The organism is Glycomyces arizonensis DSM 44726 (genome assembly GCF_000482705.1).
In the GTDB taxonomy this organism is placed as follows: Bacteria; Actinomycetota; Actinomycetes; order Mycobacteriales; family Micromonosporaceae; genus Glycomyces; species Glycomyces arizonensis.
The window spans coordinates 78,164-95,852 of record NZ_KI519476.1 but is presented as its reverse complement, the minus strand read 5'-3'; the positions used below and the strand labels follow the sequence as shown (position 1 = coordinate 95,852).

Annotated in this window: 17 protein-coding genes and 1 tRNA gene; 6 read left to right on the top strand and 12 right to left on the bottom strand. The window is 69.9% G+C overall.

The annotated features are described in order from the left end of the window. Positions 1 to 72: 72 nt before the first annotated feature. A complete protein-coding gene (locus H613_RS0123415) occupies positions 73 to 318 on the top strand; it encodes a hypothetical protein (protein ID WP_156926234.1) in 246 nt (81 codons plus the stop codon). Positions 319 to 391: 73 nt separating this feature from the next. Beyond that, complete coding sequence (locus H613_RS0123410) at positions 392 to 2,053, top strand: AMP-binding protein (RefSeq protein ID WP_026925672.1); 1,662 nt, start codon at positions 392 to 394, stop codon at positions 2,051 to 2,053. 36 nt (positions 2,054 to 2,089) lie between these two features. On the opposite strand, the gene H613_RS0123405 is transcribed toward H613_RS0123410, so the two are convergent. Both H613_RS0123405 and H613_RS29685 read right to left on the bottom strand, forming a co-directional pair. Continuing rightward, positions 2,090 to 2,998: a pyridoxamine 5'-phosphate oxidase family protein gene (locus H613_RS0123405; protein ID WP_026925671.1), complete on the bottom strand. Its 909-nt coding sequence runs from the start codon at positions 2,996 to 2,998 to the stop codon at positions 2,090 to 2,092. A 1-nt stretch (position 2,999) separates the two neighbouring features. Next, complete coding sequence (locus tag H613_RS29685; RefSeq protein ID WP_026925670.1) at positions 3,000 to 3,947, bottom strand: helix-turn-helix domain-containing protein; 948 nt, start codon at positions 3,945 to 3,947, stop codon at positions 3,000 to 3,002. 195 nt (positions 3,948 to 4,142) lie between these two features. Between H613_RS29685 and H613_RS0123395 the strand changes: the two genes are divergently transcribed. Further along, positions 4,143 to 4,724, top strand: a complete 582-nt coding sequence (locus H613_RS0123395) for a CGNR zinc finger domain-containing protein (RefSeq protein WP_035739238.1) — start codon at positions 4,143 to 4,145, stop codon at positions 4,722 to 4,724. Between the two features lie 126 nt (positions 4,725 to 4,850). Here H613_RS0123395 and H613_RS29680 read toward each other — a convergent pair whose 3' ends face one another. From H613_RS29680 to H613_RS0123355, 8 genes are all read right to left on the bottom strand, one after another. Next, complete coding sequence (locus H613_RS29680) at positions 4,851 to 5,597, bottom strand: class I SAM-dependent methyltransferase (RefSeq protein WP_051393760.1); 747 nt, start codon at positions 5,595 to 5,597, stop codon at positions 4,851 to 4,853. Between the two features lie 58 nt (positions 5,598 to 5,655). Continuing rightward, on the bottom strand, positions 5,656 to 6,465 hold the full coding sequence (locus tag H613_RS0123385) for a class II aldolase/adducin family protein (protein WP_051393759.1): 810 nt from the start codon (positions 6,463 to 6,465) through the stop codon (positions 5,656 to 5,658). Positions 6,466 to 6,473: 8 nt separating this feature from the next. After that, entirely contained in the window at positions 6,474 to 7,991 is a 1,518-nt protein-coding gene (locus H613_RS28720; RefSeq protein ID WP_051393758.1) for an FAD/NAD(P)-binding protein, read from the bottom strand. Next, entirely contained in the window at positions 7,988 to 9,625 is a 1,638-nt protein-coding gene (locus H613_RS0123375; RefSeq protein WP_026925667.1) for an AMP-binding protein, read from the bottom strand. Before H613_RS0123375 ends, H613_RS28720 begins: the two co-directional genes overlap by 4 nt. Further along, on the bottom strand, positions 9,622 to 10,095 hold the full coding sequence (locus H613_RS0123370) for a flavin reductase family protein (RefSeq protein WP_281171224.1): 474 nt from the start codon (positions 10,093 to 10,095) through the stop codon (positions 9,622 to 9,624). The genes H613_RS0123375 and H613_RS0123370 overlap by 4 nt, the downstream gene beginning before the upstream one ends. A gap of 586 nt (positions 10,096 to 10,681) precedes the next feature. Beyond that, positions 10,682 to 12,139, bottom strand: coding sequence for an MFS transporter (locus H613_RS28715; RefSeq protein WP_051393757.1), 1,458 nt, complete (start codon positions 12,137 to 12,139; stop codon positions 10,682 to 10,684). A gap of 11 nt (positions 12,140 to 12,150) precedes the next feature. Then, positions 12,151 to 13,368: an acyl-CoA dehydrogenase family protein gene (locus H613_RS0123360; RefSeq protein ID WP_035739233.1), complete on the bottom strand. Its 1,218-nt coding sequence runs from the start codon at positions 13,366 to 13,368 to the stop codon at positions 12,151 to 12,153. Between the two features lie 111 nt (positions 13,369 to 13,479). After that, a complete protein-coding gene (locus H613_RS0123355) occupies positions 13,480 to 14,049 on the bottom strand; it encodes a CGNR zinc finger domain-containing protein (RefSeq protein ID WP_035739228.1) in 570 nt (189 codons plus the stop codon). A 572-nt stretch (positions 14,050 to 14,621) separates the two neighbouring features. Here H613_RS0123355 and H613_RS31225 point away from each other — a divergent pair. The 3 genes from H613_RS31225 (at position 14,622) to H613_RS0123345 (ending at position 16,516) form a co-directional block, all read left to right on the top strand. Continuing rightward, positions 14,622 to 14,942: a hypothetical protein gene (locus tag H613_RS31225; RefSeq protein WP_156926232.1), complete on the top strand. Its 321-nt coding sequence runs from the start codon at positions 14,622 to 14,624 to the stop codon at positions 14,940 to 14,942. A gap of 385 nt (positions 14,943 to 15,327) precedes the next feature. Further along, the gene (locus H613_RS0123350; RefSeq protein ID WP_156926231.1) at positions 15,328 to 15,924 is read left to right on the top strand and encodes a hypothetical protein; all 597 of its coding nucleotides are present in this window, start codon (positions 15,328 to 15,330) and stop codon (positions 15,922 to 15,924) included. A gap of 217 nt (positions 15,925 to 16,141) precedes the next feature. Next, on the top strand, positions 16,142 to 16,516 hold the full coding sequence (locus H613_RS0123345; protein WP_026925662.1) for a hypothetical protein: 375 nt from the start codon (positions 16,142 to 16,144) through the stop codon (positions 16,514 to 16,516). Positions 16,517 to 16,579: 63 nt separating this feature from the next. On the opposite strand, the gene H613_RS0123340 is transcribed toward H613_RS0123345, so the two are convergent. Both H613_RS0123340 and H613_RS0123335 read right to left on the bottom strand, forming a co-directional pair. Then, positions 16,580 to 16,656, bottom strand: a tRNA-Pro gene (locus H613_RS0123340). A gap of 127 nt (positions 16,657 to 16,783) precedes the next feature. After that, complete coding sequence (locus H613_RS0123335) at positions 16,784 to 17,680, bottom strand: metallophosphoesterase (protein WP_026925661.1); 897 nt, start codon at positions 17,678 to 17,680, stop codon at positions 16,784 to 16,786. Positions 17,681 to 17,689: the final 9 nt, after the last annotated feature.

Here is a 17,689-nt window from a genome sequence, read left to right as displayed (position 1 = left end):
CAGAAACTTTGGGGGTCAAGGTGATCCAGACAGGTTGAAGTAGTCTGCTGCTTCAGCCGGGAGAGGATTACTTTGAACGACAACATGATCGAGTCCGAGACCACTGCTGCTGGTGGCCTGGACGTTCGGATCGCCGAGGAGCTGGTCGAAAGGGCCCGGGCCGAGGGCTTGGAGCGGCTCGACTGCAGCGGCCCCGCCGATCACGTCGCGGTCCGGATCGCGAATCGGGGAGCGGCGCCGCTCCCCGATTCGCGATCCGGACAATGCGCGTGCGCGTCCGTGCCCAGCCGGACCGCGCCGGAACCGTATCGTCAGTAACGCACCGTACAGGCGAACGCACATCAACACCTCTCCTCGCCGCAGGCGAGTCCCGGAATCTGGAGGTAGCCGCATGACCGGCATCGGCCGCACCCTCGCCCTCTCCCGAGGGGCCGACCTGTCCGAACCCGAGGTCACCGATCTCGCCGCCGTCCTCGTCGCGGCCGCCGCGGGCGGCACCGGCGGGATCCGGCACGTCCGAGACGAGCGCGACGAGGTCGACCAGACCTACGGGGAACTCGCCGGTGCCGCCTCGGCGATCCTGGGGGGCATGCGCGAGCGCGGCGCGGCGCGCGGCGACAAGGTCATCGTCCAGGTCGCCGACGAGCCCGAGCTCCTGGCCGTGTTCTGGGCCTGCGTCCTCGGCGGCATGGTCCCGCTCCCGCTCGGCACCGGCGGTCCGAGCCCCGCCGGGCTCGACCGCCTGTGGCGCCCCGGCGACCGCGTCTGGATCGTCGACGACGGCGAGACGCCCCGCACCGAACCGTCGCGCGCCCGCCGCCTCGGCTCAGCCGCCGGACTCGCGGCCGGACCCTCCACGGAGGACTACACGCCGGGCGACTGGGACGACCTCGCCGTCCTCCTGCTCACCTCCGGCAGCACCGGCACTCCCAAGGCCGTCATGCTCACCCACGGCAACATCCTCAGCCGCACCGTCGCGACCGCCCGCGTCAACGGACTCGACTCCGGTCTCCGCTCGTTCAACTGGATGCCGCTCGACCACGTCGGCGGCCTGGTCATGTTCCACGTCCGGGACGTCTACCTGCGCTGCACCCAAGTACACGCCCGCATCCAGTGGATCCTGGACGACCCGCTGCGCTGGATCGACCAGATGCACCGGCACGCCTCCACCGCCACCTGGGCGCCGAACTTCGCCTTCGGACTGGTCAACGACAACGCCCACCGCATGGACGGCCGCGAGTGGGATCTCGGCGGCCTCGACTACATCATGAACGGCGGCGAGGCCGTCAAGCCCGTCGTCCTCCAGCGGTTCCTGCGGCTCCTCGCCCCCTTCGGGCTGCCCTCGCACGCCATCTGCCCCGGCTGGGGCATGTCCGAGACCTCTTCGGGGATCGTCGACCGCCGCTTCCGGCCCGAGACCGGGCCGATCGGCCGGTTCATCGCCGTCGGCCGCCCCCATCCCGGCGTCGGCCTGCGCGTGGTCGACCAGGACGACCGCGTCCTCCCCGAAGGGGAGACCGGGCTGCTCCAGGCGAGCGGCGCGCCCGTCTTCGGCGGCTACTACAACAACGCCGAGGTCAATCGGCGCACCTTCACCGCGGACGGCTGGTTCAGGACCGGCGACCTCGCCTACATCGAAGGCGGGGAACTGACCGTGACCGGCCGCGGCGGCGACACCGTCACCGTCGGCGACACCACCCTCCACGGGCACGAGATCGAGAGCACCGTCGAAGGGCTCGACGCCGTCGAACCGTCCTTCACCGTCGCCTGCGCCGTCGCCCCTCCCGGCGCGGAGGGCCCCGCCCTCGCCGTCTTCTGCCACCCGCGCGGCGGCGCCTCCACCGCCGCGCTCGCCGAGGCGATCCGCGAGGCCGTCCGCGCCGCCCACGGCGCCGAAGTCGCCTACGTCGTCCCCGTGTCCAAAGACGACATACCCAAGACCGGCATCGGCAAGCTCCGCCGCGCCGCGCTGAGCCGGCGCTTCGCGGCCGCCGAGTTCGGCCCCCCGGCCTCCCACGGCGAAGCGATCGCCACGCGCTCGGGCGACCGCTGACGGGGTCGGGGCCGCCCCGCGGCCCCGACCACCCCGTCACGGCCGGACGCACACCGGCGGGTTGAACCTGGAGCGGGCGACCAGCCGCCAGCGCAGCGGCGAAGCCGAGGCGATCCGCACGGCGCGCTCGGTTTCGAACTCGACCACCCGCAGCGCCCCGGGCAGTGCGACGGCGTTCGCCTCGTCCCAGTCGACGCGGCACCGGCCGGTCAGCTGGAGCGTGTCGCCCCTCTCCCAGTCGACGAACAGGAGCCCGGCGGACGGGTCGATCTCGACGTTGCCCAAGGTCATGTAGAACGAGTTGCCGCGGTAGTCCGGCCAGCGCAGCACGTTCCCCTCGACGGCGACGAAACCGGGCTCGCCGCCGCGGTGCGAGGCGTCGGCGCCGTGGCCGGGGGAGCGGCTGCCGATGAAGAAGGTGTCGGCGGCCCCGATCAGCTCCCTGTCGGCCTCATCGAGGCGTCCGGACGAGAGCGGCGGCCCCGTCCGGTTCGGGTCCACCAGACCGGTGACCTCGCGAGTCTGGAGGTACTTGGGGCAGTTGCCCAGGACCTGCTCGGTCCGCACCTCCAAGCCGTCGCCGCGGGCGGCGACGACGCCGTTGACGCGGATGCGGCGGCGGGTCTGGGGTTCGAGTGCCAGGATGCCGATGTCGGACCCCTCCCGCAGTCCCTCGCGCAGCGGATCGCCGAGGGGCGGCAGGGCGTCGATGAGCAGGGTGCGATCGTCCGCGGCGCGAACGAAACCGGGGAGCCCGGCCACCGACGTCGACCAGGCCCTCCCCTCCTCGTCGGCCGCGGCGAGCACCACCATGCACTGGCCCTCCAGGAACCGGGCGAAGCCGCCCGAGAGGCGGGCGTCGAACATGGGCGATCCCCAGCCGGGACCGCCTTCGCCGGCGCGCCGCTGGACGGTCTGCTCGCCGGGGTGGTGGACGGGCCGCATCTCACGCTCCCTCAAGGCCCGCGACGGCGCGGGCCTGACTCGGCGTCAGCCCGTACTCCTGGCGAAAGGCCCGCGTGAAATACGAGGGGGTCAGAAATCCCCAGCGCCGGCCGATCATGGCGACGCTGACGCCGGTCTTCTGCGAGTCCTTGAGATCGGCCATGCAGCGGGCGAGCCGCTCGCGTCTGATCCACCTGATCGGGCTCAGCCCGTGCTCCTGGAACAGTTTCTGGATGTAGCGGACCGAGACGTTGTGCCGTCTCGCCAGGGAGGCGAGGTCGAGCGACGGGTCGTCGAGGTGCTGTCTGGCGTAGCCCTGGATGCGGCGCAGCATGTCGGTGCGCACCCGCCCGGGGCCGCTGCGCCCGGCGAGCGCGACCTGCCCCGCGGCGAGCGCGATCAGATCGGTGAGCTGGTAACCGAACTGGGCGGTCGTGGTGGTGTCGAGCTCTTCGACCGACTCGGCGAACCCCGCCAGCACCGACAGCAGCAGCGTGACCGCGCCGCCGTCCCTCGCCCACAGGCGGCAGCCCGCCAGGGGGGACGGGTGGCCCGTGATTCCCAGTCGGCGGGCCGGGACCGGTACGTGCAGCAGCTGCGAGCTGCGCAGGAAGCGGAGTTTGAGCGGTCGGCCGCGGTCGGTGGAGAGCAGGTCGCCCGGCTGGGCGATTTCGCAGCGTCCGTCTTGGACGGCAAGCATCGATCCGGCCCGCAAATACCAGAAGTCGACGATCGCGCCGCCCGAGCGCGCCGTCTGGGCCGTGTTGACGAGGTTGTGAGGGCCGGTCTTGAGAAACGCGGCGCTGACCCCGCCCAGATCGAGCTGGCGGATGTCGACGTCGGGTCGCTCGTCCGCCGATACGACGGTGACCTGCCCGGGCAGCAGACGCTCCCAACCGACGGCCGACGGCGGCCGCATGACGGCGGTGGGGGTGTGGGTGGATTTCATAGTGGCTCCTGGTGGATCAGGTGACGGTGCGCTGGTCGCGAGGCGCGACTCCCCCTGCCGCGGTGCCGTGGACGCCGATGTCCGCGGTTCTCGTGCGAGTCGGGAACCCTGTTCCTGCCGATTCCCGTCGGGCGGCGCTCGACGAGGTCCCCGGAGTGACTTCAAATGGTTTCATTATTGTTATACCATTAGAACATGGCGAATGTGGGAAATACGAGGGCCGAAATCCTCGCGCGCGTGCCCTTGGCTCTGGTCAACACCTTCCACACGAGAAGAGGGAAGACCTGCGACGACCTCACCGCCCCGGGCCAGCTCGCCGACTGGCTGGGCTCGGCGGCGACCGAACTCGCGACACCGCTGCCCGAGTCCGCGCTCCGCGGCGTCACCGAGGACGATCTGCGGGACGCGCGCGAACTGCGCGACGCCGTCCGCTCGATCATCGCGGCGTTCGTGGACGGCCGGGTCCCCGACGGCGAGAGCCGCCGCAGACTCAACCGGCGGGCCGCCGCGGCCCCCGGCTGGCCGCAGCTTCACTGGGACCGCATGCCCGTCCGCGAGCACCACAGCGACGCCCCGCCCCTCTCCGCCGCGCTGGCCGAGGTGGCCGGGATCGCCGTCGACCTGTTCGCCTCCGAAGCGCGCGAATCCATCACCGCCTGCGCCTCTCCCGAGTGCATCCGGTACTTCGCCAAGGTCGACCCCAGACGCAAATGGTGCTCGCTCGAGTGTGGCAACCGCGCCCGCGTCACCCGGCACTACCGCAAGCACCACCGCTGACCGCCCCGGCGGAGACGACGAAGGCCCCGGCCCGTTCGCCGCCCCCGTCGGAGGGCGGCGAACGGGCCGGGGCCTTGAGCGCGAGCGGTCGGTGCCGCCCGATCAGCCGGGTGGGGTGCGCCCCGCCTATGCGGCGACCTGCACGAGCGGGCCCTTGCCGATCGGCGCCGGCGGCGCGTCGCGGAAGCCGCCGTGCTCGGCGACCACCGCGAATCCGCTCGCGGTGAGCGCGTCGCGGATCTGCGGGGCCGTCAGCACCCACTGGTCGAAGCGGTTGGCGTGCATCGAGACCGTGCCGTCCGGGTCGCGGGCGACGATCGTCTCCTCGTTGCGCCAGCAGGCGGTGTGGCCGTTCACGGTCGTGCGCACCAGCCGCGTCAGGAGCACGCCGTCGGCCTCGTGGTGAGCGATCATATAGGGCTGGTAGGCGTCGACGAAGCCGAGCAGGTGCGCCGCCTCCAAGACCAGGTGCCCTCCCGGTTTCAGCCAGCCCCGAATCCTCCTCAGCAGCGGCGCGAGCTGCTCGGGCGGTATCAGGTTCAGCGTCGCGAAGACGCAGACGACGAGGTCGAAGGTCTCCGCGGTGTCGAACTCGGTGATCGCGGCGCGGACGTAGTCGACGCCGTCCCCCCCGAGTGCCGAGGCCCGTTCGAGGAACGCCGCGCTGGTGTCGACGCCCACGCCCGTGTGGCCCCGCTCCCGCAGCGCCCGCAGGTTCGTGCCGGTCCCGCAGCCCAGGTCGAGGACCCTTCCGCCCGAGGCCCGGCCGCTCTTCTCCAGCCATGTCGAGAAGTACGCCGTCTCCGCGTCGACGTCGCGGAAGCTCTTCCTGATGACTTCGTAGTACTGTCCCGGAAACTCGAATCCGGTCATCGGTCTCTCCTGTCCTCTTTCCGCCGCCGCGCGGCGGCCTCCGGTCCGGTCCGCGCCACTACTCCTCCAGCAGGTCGGACTGTTCGGCGGTGATCTGCTCCCACAGCAGCTGGAAGGAGAACCAGCCGAGGTGGGCGTCGCCGAAGCCGTCGCGGGCGAGCTTGGCCTGCTCGGCGTTCATCGGCTTCACCTCGCCCGCCGCGGCGGCGACCAGCTGCACCCTGGCGGCCTGCTCGTAGGTGAAGAACCAGTGCGCGGCCTCGTCGATCGAGCCGCCCACGGTGATCAGCCCGTGGTGGGCCAGCAGGATCGCCCGGTTGCCGCCGAGGTGCTCGGCGATCTGGCGGCCCATGTCGAAGTCGACCGCCGGCCCCTCGTAATCGCTGTAGAGGACCTGGTCTTCGAAGAACGCCGCCGACTCCTGGTCCAAGGGTTCGAGCAGGCGCCCCATCGCGCCGAGGGCGCGGGCGTACACGGTGTGGCCGTGGGCGACCGCCACGGCGTCGGGCCGCTGGTCGTGGATGTGGTAGTGGATGACGAACGCGCTGGGGTTGACCAGCCCGTCGCCGTCGACGACGCGCCCCGCCGGGTCGACGCAGATGAGGTCGGCGACGCGGAGGAGCTCGAAGGGCCGCCCGAAGGGGTTGACCCAGAACCGGTCGGGGTATTCGGGGTCGCGCACCGACAGGTGGCCCGAGACGCCTTCGGAGTAGCCGAACTTCCCGAACAGGCGCAGCGCGGCGGCCAGGCGCTGCTTGCGGTGGCGCCGTTCGTCTTCGACATTGCCGAAGACCGGCGGTTGCGGCAGCGGCAGACCGGTGTCGGTGTCGGCCAGGTAGTTCGCGGTCGAAGGGGAGTGGTCGTGCATGCTCGCTCCTAGAGGTTCGAGGTGACGGTGGGGACATGGGGCCGGTGCGCGGTCCGCCCGACCCGGTCGAGCGCCGTGACGATGTCGCGGGCGCGGTCGACCAGGGAGGGGACGCCGAAGGTGAAGAACAGGGTTCCGGCCGCCAGGTCGCCGAGGGCGTACAGGCGCGCATCGGGGCCCCGCACACTGACGATCTGGCTGGTGGACGGGACGATCCGCAGGCCGCCGTGCGGGTGCCGCTGCGCCGCGCCGGACCTGAGCATCGAGTTCACGACCGGTGCCGCCGCGGAGGGGATCCGGTGCCGCGAGGCGCTCATCGCGTTGACGACGGTGTCGAAGCGGCGCACGGCCCCTTCCGCGGCCAGCGTGAACCCGCGCCTGGACGGCCGCACCCCGGTCAGCCGCCCGAGCACTTCGAGCTGCCCGAACTCCATGAACCGCAGCAGGGTCGCGGCACTGGACGGCGGCATGGGGCAGCACAGGCTCATGAGCGTCCGGTAGTGGCGGTTGAGCACCAGGTCCTTGTCGGCCGCGGGCAGGGCGGGCCAGATGTCCGGCCCGGCCTCGGGGACGGCCTGCTGCATGATGCGCAGGCCGAGGTCGGCGGCGTCGACCTCCGCCAGATGCCGTTCGAGCCGCTGCCGGGCCGACTCGACGCCCATGCTGCCGAACTCGGTCGCGACCGCCCCCGTGTCGCACCCGGCGGCGCCGAGTTCGCGGTCCATGAGCGCGGCCACCGCCTCCAGGGTGATCGCGCGCTGCCGCGCGAGGTCCCGGAGCCGCTCCGCGGTGAAGTGGCGCGGCTCGTACGCCACCTGCCGCTGCCGCACGCCGGGGAGCACGCCACTGCGCGAGGCCAGCGCGATGCGGCCGCGGTGGCCCGAGTGCGCCAGCGCCAGGGCCGCGTCGACGGCCGTCAGGCCGCTGCCGAGGATCGCCACGTCGTGGTCCGGGTCGATCCCGGCGAGCGCGGTGACCGCGGGGTAGGTGTCGGACACGAAGTCGGGATGCCCGTCCAAGCCGTACCGGTCATCGGGCTTGGTGACGCCGACGCACAGGACGCAGGCGTCGAAGGGCTCGACGGCGCCGTCGGCGGTCCTGACGACCACCCGGCGGACGGTGCGCAGCAGCCCGGTCACGGCGCTCCGGCGCAGTTCGACGCCGATGCCGTTTCGGGCCAGCGCCGTGATCGCGGCGTCGGCCGAGTCCTCCAGGTAGGACCCGTACAGCGAGCGCGGGACGAAGCGGTCGCCCGACCACGGGTCGGCGGCGGCGGCCAGCTGCGCGGCGGTGGCGCGGCGTTCGAGCCAGTCCGCGAAGTGCCGGGCGTCGCCGTCGCGGACCGTCATCTCGGACGGCGGGGCGTTCACCTTGACCGCGGGCGTGTCGGCCCGGTAGGGGCGGCCGCGCCACAGCTGCGGCGCCGGTTCGAACACACTGATCTCGGCGGGCGCCTCCCAGCGCTGCGCGAGCGCGTCCAGCAGGCAGACGGCCGAGGCTCCGGCTCCTATGACGGCGATCCTCATGGGCGCACCGCGGTCGAGTCGAACGCGCCGGCTTCGAACCGCTGGACCATCAGGGCCCGCCGCAGCCGGGGGAAGTGCGTCTGGGGGATATCGTCGGCCGCCACGGGGACGACGTGGACGGTCTCCAGTCCGTGCCCCCGCCGCACGGCCTCGCGGATCTCCTTGGCGGTGACCTGCGAATCGGCGCCTTCGGCGGAGACGTAGAAGACGGCGAGGCCCGGTTCGTCGCCGCCGGAGCCGGTGACCGCGCAGGCGACGGTGAAGGCCGGCTCGACCGACGCCACGGTCTCGACGGTCCGCTCGATCTCGTGGCCGTGGTGGGCGTCGCCGCCGATGACGATGACGTCGCCGGTGCGGCCGGTGACGGTCAGGCGGCCCCGCTCCAGGTAGGCGAGCTCGCCGGTCCTGAACCACCGGTCGGCGCTGAAGGCCCGCCGGCTCGCGTCGGCGTCGCCGTAGTACCCGGCGCCGACCTGCTCGCCGGTGACCTCGAGGAACCCCGGCTCTCCTTCGGGCAGCAGCTCGTCGAAGTGGTTGACGATCCTGATCCCGACACCGGGGTGCGGGTATCCCGCGGCGATGAACCGGCCGTTCGGCCGCTCGTCGAAGCGCGGGCGCCAGCCCACGACGGTCGAGGCCGCCTCGGCCCGGCCCCACCCCGGCATCATCGCGTCGGACGCGAGTCCGTGCGGTTCGAGCAGCCGCGTGAAGCGCCTCAGGACCTCGGGCGCCATGCCCTCGCCGCCGTTCATCACCCGCCGCAGCGCGCTGAGGTCCCACTGGTGCTCGCACATCCGCGTCGCGTTATCGCCCACCAGCTCGAACGCGAAATTCGGGGCCCATGCGGCGGTGGTGCGGCGCCGGTGCATCTGGTCGATCCAGCGCAGCGGGTCGGCCAGAATCCACTGGGTGGGGGCGTGAACCTGTTCGCAGCGCAGGTAGACGTCCCTGATATGGGACATGACCAGGCCGCCGACCTGGTCGAAGGGCATCCAGTTGAAGGTGCGCTCGTCCGGGCCGAGGCCGTCGGCGTGGACGGCGGCGACGGTGCGGCTGATGATGTTGCCGTGGCTGAGCATCACGGCCCGCGGGGCGGTCGATGAATGGACCGGTAGGAGGACGGCGAGGTCGTCCCAGCCTCCCGGCTCGTACTCCTCGGTGGGGGAAGCGGTTTCGAGCTCGGCCACGGTGCCGAGGTGCCGGGCCCGCGAGACGCGGCGGTGCTCGGCGATCGTCCAGACCGTGTCGTCGTCGCGCCAGAGTCCGTCGAGCGCATCCCAGCGCGGGCCGTTCGCCCCCAGCGGCAGGGGGACCATGCCGCCGAGGACGCAGGCCCAGACCGCGGCCAGCAGATCGCGGTCGTCCGCCATGGGGCCGAGCACGACCTTGTCGCTGCGCTTCGCGCCGCGTTCGCGCGCACCGCTCAGGATCTTGGAGGCGGCCAGGGCGAGATCGCCGTAGCCGAGCTCGGTCTCGGTGTGCTCGTCGCGCACGAAGCGGATCGCTGCCGAGCCGCTTCCGGCTGCGCGCAGCAGCGTCGCGGCGAGGTCGGCGGCATCGGGGTCGGGGAGGTTCGCGCCCCAGCTGACGGCGGGGCTGTGGAGGCGGGGCGGGGTTCCACCGGCGGTGTTCATGAGGTGACCGCCTCCAGGCTGCGGAACTCGCCTTCGAGGAATATGAGGGGGGCGGCGGCGGCGCCGCGGCCGGTGGCGACCACTTCGCCGACCACCATGGTGTGGTCGCCGAGTTCGATGCTGCGGTCGAGCACGCATTCCATCCACCCCGGGCCGTCGAGGACGAGGGCTCCGGTCGCCGCGCCCGGTTCGCCGAGCATCGTCGTCACCGCCCAGGCGCGCTCGTCCTGGCTCTGCGCGAAGGTCATCGCGACCGCCTCGTGGTGGGCCGAGAGGATCGACACCGCGAAGCAGCGGCTGGCGAGGATGCGCGCCAGAAACCGCGACTCGTGCCGAAACGACAGGGCGACGAGCGGTGGGTCCAGGGAGAGCGAGGTGATCGAATTGACCGTCATCGCATCGTGGAGTCGTTCACCGTCTTTATCCATATAGGTTGAAGTGACGCAGACGCCGGTGACGAATCGGCGCATGACGCGGCGCTGGTTTTCTGGCATGGCGATGTGACCTCTCGTGATACCGGCGATGCTGTTCCGGCGAGTACCTCTGCGAGTGCCGCACCACCGCTCCCCGCCAGCGCCAGTGCGAGCCATTCTGTTGATATTTCAAGCGAGATAACGACTCTCGCTTACCAGTTTGATTCGTAATGAAGTCTAGTAAGAGGCACCGGAGGGTTACGCACAGTCGCGAATGCCTTCTGTCCGAATCGCGAACCGGCGCATAGCGACAGCGGCGGCCTCATTCGAGGTCGCCGCAGAGAAAAGTAAATTCAGTGTATTCTTAATATATCAACGTAATTATGACATTTGCCATGATTCAAATCACATTGAACATAGTAAATGGATAACCGCGAGTGACACGCGGCGCGCCTCGGCCGGCCGGCGCTCACGCGGACGGAGTCGCGACACCGACAAGGGCTCCCTCGCCAGGACGACGGGCCACGTCGTCTCGGAGGAAGCCCTTGCGGGGTCGGTGATGCGAATGCCGGATCGCGCCCCGACCGGTGCGGCGGATCGCGGAGGCGCCGGGGCGGGGAGCGGATGAGCCCCCCGCCCCACCTCAGGCGCGGCTCCGGTTGCGAACGGCCGCGATCAGGGTCGCGATCAGCGTCACCACCGAGACGGCGATGACGACATAGAGCCCCTGGCGGTACCCTGCCAGGTCGGGCGCGTCCCCGGCCGTGTGGCCGGCGGCCATGGAGGCCGTGGACAGCGCGAGCACGATGGCGGCGCCGACCTGGTAACCGGTCTGGAGAATTCCCGCGGCGGCGCCCTGCTCTTCCTCGGTCACCCGGCTGACGGCCAAGACGTTCGCGGCCGGGAAGGAGAACGGGAAGGCGATGCCGACGAGCACGATGCTGGGCAGGATCGCCGTCAGATAGGGAGAGTCGTCGCCGATACCGAGGAACAGCAGGTACGAGGCGGTGTAGGCGGCGAATCCGGCGAACATCATCCAATGGGCGCCGAAGCGGGAGATGAGCTTGCCCATCTGCGGCCCGAGCAGGGCGATGAGCAGGCCGATGGGCAGGAAGGAGAAGGCCATCGCCAGCGGCGACCAGTCCCGGTAGGACTGAAGGTAGAGGCCGCCGATGAACTGGAAGCTCATGTAGGTGCCGAGAATCGCGGCGGCGACGAGGCTGGAGCCGAGCAGGGCGCTGTTGCGCAGCAGCCGCGGCGGCAGGAGCGGCTGGGAGGCGGAGCGCTCGATCAGCCAGAACACGATGAGCAGGACGATGCTCCCGGCGAAGGTGAGCAGGGTCCTGGCCGAGGTCCAGCCGGATTCGGGTGCTTCGACGATGGCGTAGACGAGCATGAGCATGCCGGCGGTGACAGTGGCGGCGCCGCCGAAGTCGAAGGTGCGGCCGGCCGTCTCGGACGGGCGGTCGCGCGGGACGAGCGTGAGTCCGCCGACGATGATCACCAGGGCGACCGGGACGGGCGCGAGGAACGTCCAGCGCCAGCTCATCTCGGTGAGCAGTCCGCCCGCGATGACGCCGGTGGAGTAGCCGAAGGCGCCGAGTCCGGTGTAGATGCCCAATGCCCGGTTGCGATGGGTGCCTTTCGGGAAGGTCGAGACGATGATGGCGAGTGCCGCCGGTGCGCTGAAGGCGGCGCCGGCGCCCATGAGGAAGCGGGCGGCGATGACGACGATGCCCTCGGAGGCAAGCCCTCCGGTGAGGGTGCCGATACCGAACAGGACCGCACCGATGATGAAGATCCTCCTGCGGCCGAGCAGGTCGGACATGCGCCCTCCGAGCAGGAGGAATCCGCCGAAGCCGAGGACGTAGGCGCTGACGACCCATTGGACCTGGGCGGTGGTCATGCCGAGGTCCTCTTGGACGGGCGGAACCGCGATGCCGACCATGATGTTGTCGAGCGCGTCGAGCGAGAAGGCCGCGCAGACGACGATGAGCATGGTCCAGATGCGGAAGCCCCACGAGGGCAGGGCGTCTTCGGCGGCCTCGCGCAACTCGGCCAGGTCCTCGACCTTGCCGCTCGCGGGCTTGGTTGCAGTCATTCTCGGGCTCCTTACTCGACGATGCCGAGGCTGAATGGGAATTGGGGATCGCCGCCGAGGAGGTAGGCGCCGGCGGACTGGACGATCTGGTCCTGGACGACGATGTGCTGGCACATGGTGGTGATGTCGCGCAGCCACCGGTCCATGGGATTGGGCCGGTAGATCGCTCCGGTGGCCAGCAGGTCGTACAGGCGGCTGATGATGCGTCGGGCGGCGCGGAAGGAGTTCACGCGCGGGAGCATCGTGGCGATGCGCTGGTCGTCGGTGAGGTCGTCGAGCGAGGCGGCGGTCGCGAGGCGCGACCAGTGCTCGTCGAGGCTGCCGTATACGGCGTGGCGGGCGGCCTGGAACTCCATCTCGCATTCGGCGAGGGTGAGCTGGATGCGGTAGTCGTCGGCCCAGCGTCCTCCGGTGGCGGCGATGGTCCGCTCCCGGGCGATGGCGCGGAAGTGGTCGAGAGCGGCGCGGGCCGTGCCGAGGGGGACGCCGGGCATGTTGCGCACGAAAGCGTCGGGAAGCGAGAGGGGGCCGCTGCGGCTGCGCGGGACGCCGAAGCTGAAGGTGTGCGACTCGGGGACGAAGACGCCCTGGACCTCGTAGTCGCATGATCCGGAGCCGGACAGGCCGGTGGTGTGCCAGGTGTCGAGGACGGTCACCTCAGTGGGCGGCAGAATGAACATGCGCCAGTGGCGTTCGGCCCCGGCGGGGCTGGGCTCGGGCTCGCCGCTGCGGTAGACGAAGGCGCCGGCGGAGACCCAGTCGCAGTGGGTGATGCCGGAACCGAACTTCCAGCGGCCGGTGAGCCGGTAGCCGCCTTCGACGCGGTCGGCCCGGCCCGAGGGGAAGATGAGTCCGGCGGTGATCTCGTTCTGGGCGGGGAACATGCCGCGGGCGGTGTCCTCGTCGAGATAGCCGGCGTAGATGCCGGAGTCCATGCCGATCATGGCGCACCATCCGGCGGAGGTGTCGCCGTAGGACAGCGCCTCGATGACGCGGGTCTGCTCCGAGGAGGTCAGTTCGGGGCCGCCCCAGGCGGTGGGGAAGGCCATGCCGAACACGCCGGTGTCGCGCAGGGCCTCGACGACCTCGCCGGACAGGCGCCGGCCGGCCTCGATGTCGTCGGAACGCTCGCGCAGCCACGGCTGGAGGTCTTCGGCTCGCTTGATGATCTCTTCGGCAGTCAGCGGGGGTGCGGGCCGCGTGTCGGCGGCGCTGTTGGCAGTCTGCATGGCGTGAATCCTTTCCATTCGCTTGATTCCGCGTGTGGAACGACCGTAATCACCGCAAGAAGTGCGTATTTACACAAATACGCACGAACAGTGACAAATTAGCGCCCATGACTAGCCATGTGTGCGGTGGTAGTGCTTGGCGACGCGGGCGCGGTTGCCGCATTCGGGCGAGCACCATTTGCGCCGGGGGTCGACCTTGGCGAAGTACCGGATGCACTCGGGGGAGGCGCAGGCCGACAGCGCGGCCCCGGCCTCGGAGGCGAACAGCGCGATCGCGTCCCCGGCGATCTCGGACAGGGCCGCCGCCACCGGGGCGGCGTCGTTGGCCCTTTCGAGGACCGGGCCGTCCTCCCAGCGCAGCCGCGGCCAGCTCGGCGCGGCGGCGGCGCGCCAGTTCAGGCGGTAGAGGGACGTCGCGTCAGGCGCCTCGCCCGCGGACACGGCCGCGAGGATCTCCCTGACCGCCGCGCGCAGGTCGCGGGCGTCGCGCAGATCGTCGTCGGTGGCGGTCAGCGACCCGGGCCCGGCAGCGGAGGTCTCCAGTACGCCTGATTCCCGCCCGAGCCAGTCAGCCAGGCCCTCGGGCGTGTCGAGGTCGTCGCGGATCTTCCCGCGCAGCGTGTAGACGGTATTGGCCAGCGCCACCGGCAAGGCGGCGCGCCGTGCAGCTTCAGATTCCATGAACTAATGATAGATCTATACAGATACCATTTGTAGCCGACACCACGATCGGCCGTCGTCCGATCAGGCCGATGGGCTCCGCCCCGCGAGGTCCGCACCGGGCCGACCGGCGGGTCCTCCTCGTCGCTCGGTGCTCGGCGGACCTGCGGCTCGCTGCCGGCGGACCCCGATGTCCCTCCTCGAGCGGCCATGGCGATCATGCGGCACTCGGACTTCGAGACGACCATGGAGATTCACGCGCGAGCCTCCGATGAGGCCACTCGGAAAGCGCTCCGGAAACGGAGCGAGAACGATGAGGGCGAAGACCGGCGTCGCCGCGACACGCTGCCGCGAACACGGTCAGGGCCGGAATCCCTTCCCTGGGAAACCGACCCTGAACTGTATTCTCATCGGTCGGGTTGACAGGATTTGCACCTGCGACCCCTCGTCCCGAACGAGATGCCGCCGACACGAAGTGTCGCCAAAAACAGAGCCAAGCCGCGCCACAACCCGATATCCGTTTGCCCGCCGACCAGGCATGAGAAAGGGGACCTCACGGTCCCCTCTGAGCAGTCGAGCTAATAATCGCTACTTTGAACACCCCACCGCAGGTAGACGGCCTGCTCGGGTATCTGTCCGGCCCGCTACCAAGCGATGAGGGGACTTCGGGCCCTTTTCGGCACTCGGGCACGGCAGGCGAGTACACCATCGAGGACAGTTCAGGGCGGATACCACGCCCGCTCCATCGACGCCTCTCCTCCGACCAGCGAAACGCGCTCACCGCCTCATTTGCCGCGGGGGCCAGGCAGAAGGACCTTGCCCTCCAGTACGGCGTCGGCATCCGCAGCGTCAAGCGCCTGGTCCGGACGGCGCGCGAGGAAGGCGCCATTACCGCGCGGCCACGGTCGATCTGACAGTAGCTGCGACCTAAACGCGCCGCTGTCTCGTCTGAGGCGGGGCGTGGTCAGCTCGCCCGTGCCGTGAGGATGGGCCGGAAGAAGCCGCCGCTTTCGCTGGTTTTCCATGCCAGTTCGCTGAACCCTGCTTCAAGGGCGAAGTCGGTCAGCTGCCGCCGTGCAAGTGCCCAATCGGTGGCTCGCCGCACATGGACGGACCAGATCTCTACGGTATTTCTTCAGACTTGTTGGCATGACTCGGTTCCGCCATCTGGCTGATCGCGTCCTACGTGAGCCTCGTGCCTGTCGTCATCGCTCTTGTCAGGTGGTTGGCAGCGCAGGGGTCGGGCGTCACAGCCGCCGATCCATCGGCTAGTTGCATGCTCGGATTACTGTCGATCGCATGGCGGAGTCGACAAAAGACACAGCGCTTGGCATGGATGTCACCGGAGGCTGTGAAGGCCCGTTGGCGGAGTTCTCCGCGCTGCGCCAAGAGACCCTGGAACGAGTCAAAGCGCAGCAGCAGTTGCTGACCCTCCAACTGACGGTCACGGCCACGATCTTCGGGTTCGCCATCTCACGACCGGACATGACTGCGGTGATGCTCATCGTGCCGTTCAGCTCCTACCTGCTGTGCGGGCGACTGGTGGCTCAGCACTTCGGGACCGTCCGCGTCGCCGAGTACGTCCGCACTCACCTCAGCGACCGAGTACCTGGCGGCCTTCACTGGGAGGCATGGCTGCGGCGGCGGCCATATAAGCCGCACCTATTCGGCTCTCTGCTCCCCTTGCTCCTGACCTTCGTCGGGGCGAGCGTACTGGCACTGGCATCCACGCTCGGGTACGTCTTCGGCCACGCCGACTTCGGCGTGGGCTCCCGCATTGGGTTGACCACGGTGTGGTTCGTCGGCCTAGGCGCCGCCACTCTCTCGCTGCTACTGGTTCTGCAGATGACCGGGCGAGCACCGATTCGGGGCTGGAGACAAACCGGTCTGTTCTAGTTGGCCCTCCGGCGGCGTTGATAGGCGCAGGATCCGACTACGACAAGACCTCGGTCGGCGGCGTAAAAGCTTTCTTGAGCCGCCCACGATCAATATGCGAACGCGGCGGTGGCCGGGCACAATCGCGAGATCATACCCGGCCACGACCGTTCACACACGTTCACACGCGGTCACAAAGTCGGGTTGACAGTGTCCTCGTTCAGGACATAGGAAACTCATGTCTCGGGTCATCGGCAACTTTCCGGTGTCTGATCTGGGGCATGTCGAAAGCGCGTTTGATCATCACCGCCTCATCCTCGAAGGCCGCTCGCAGACCGAGGTCGCCCCCGGCGACCCGGCCGCAGGCGACACCCCAGGCCGCATCCGCACTGACACCATCGACAAAGCCGGATCAGTCACCCTGCGACACAACGGAAAGCTCCACCACATCGGCGTCGGACGCATCCATGAGGGCACCCGCGTCCTCCTGATCGTCGAAGGCCTCGACATCCGCGTCCTGGACGCCACCACCGGCGAACTGATTCGGCACCTCACCCTCGACCCCACCCGTGACTACCAGCCCACCGGCCGACCAAAAGGACCCACACGCTGAAAACGACAAACGGCCCGAACCTTCGCAGGTTCGGACCGTTTCCTATGTCCTGATACATCACAGTGGTCGGGTTGACAGGATTTGAACCTGCGACCCCCTCGTCCCGAACGAGGTGCGCTACCAAGCTGCGCCACAACCCGATATTCGTTTGTCCGCGAACGCACTGGGGCGTTCACACCGAGATGAAATGCTACCCGAGTCAGAGGCCCGGCGTCGAACGGGGTCCGGTCCGGCCGGGCCCCGTCACATTCGGCGCGCGGTCGGCGTCTAGAGCGAGGCCGGCACGAAGGTCAGCAGGCTCGCCTCCGGCGCGCACGCGAAGCGCACCGGCGCGTACGGCGAGGTGCCCAGGCCCGCCGAGACGTGCAGCCACATGTCGTCCCACGCGCTCAAGCCCTTGACGCGCTCGCGGTCGATCCCGCAGTTCGTGACGAGCGCGCCGTACCCCGGCACGCACACCTGTCCGCCGTGGGTGTGGCCCGCGGCCACGAAGTCATAGCCGTCGCGGGAGAAGTCGTCCAGCACGCGCGGCTCCGGCGAGTGCGTCAGCCCGATCGACAGGTCCGCGTCCTGCGGGACCGGGCCCGCGACGAGGTCGTAGTCGTCCAGGTCGAAGTGCGGGTCGTCGACGCCCGCGAAGTGGATGCTCAGGCCCGACACCACCGCGTCGGCGGCGGCGTTGTTCAGGTCGGTCCACCCGCCGTCGACGAGCACCTTGTGCAGCTCCTCGGTGGGCAGCGGCTCGCCGTACTTGTGCTCGTGGTTCGGGTTGAAGTACTGGAGCGGGTTCTTGAACACCGGCGCGTAGTAGTCGTTCGAGCCGAACACGAACGCGCCCGGCGCCTTGAACAGGGGCCGCAGCGTCTTGGAGACCAGGTCGAGCGCCTCGGGGTGGGCGATGTTGTCGCCGGTCAGCAGGACCAGGTCCGGGTCGAGCGCGGCCAGCGACGCCACCCAGTGCGCCTTGCGCACCTGCCCCGGCGTCATGTGTAGGTCGGAGATGTGCAGGACCCGGATCGGTTCGGCCTCCGGCGGCAGCACCGGCACCGCGAAATGGCGGAGCGTGTACTGGACGCGCTCGTAGAGGGACGCGTACGCGAGCGCCAGCGCACCGGCGCCGACCCCGATACCGGCTGCTGCGGCGAGGCCACGGCTGATCTTCATACCCCAACG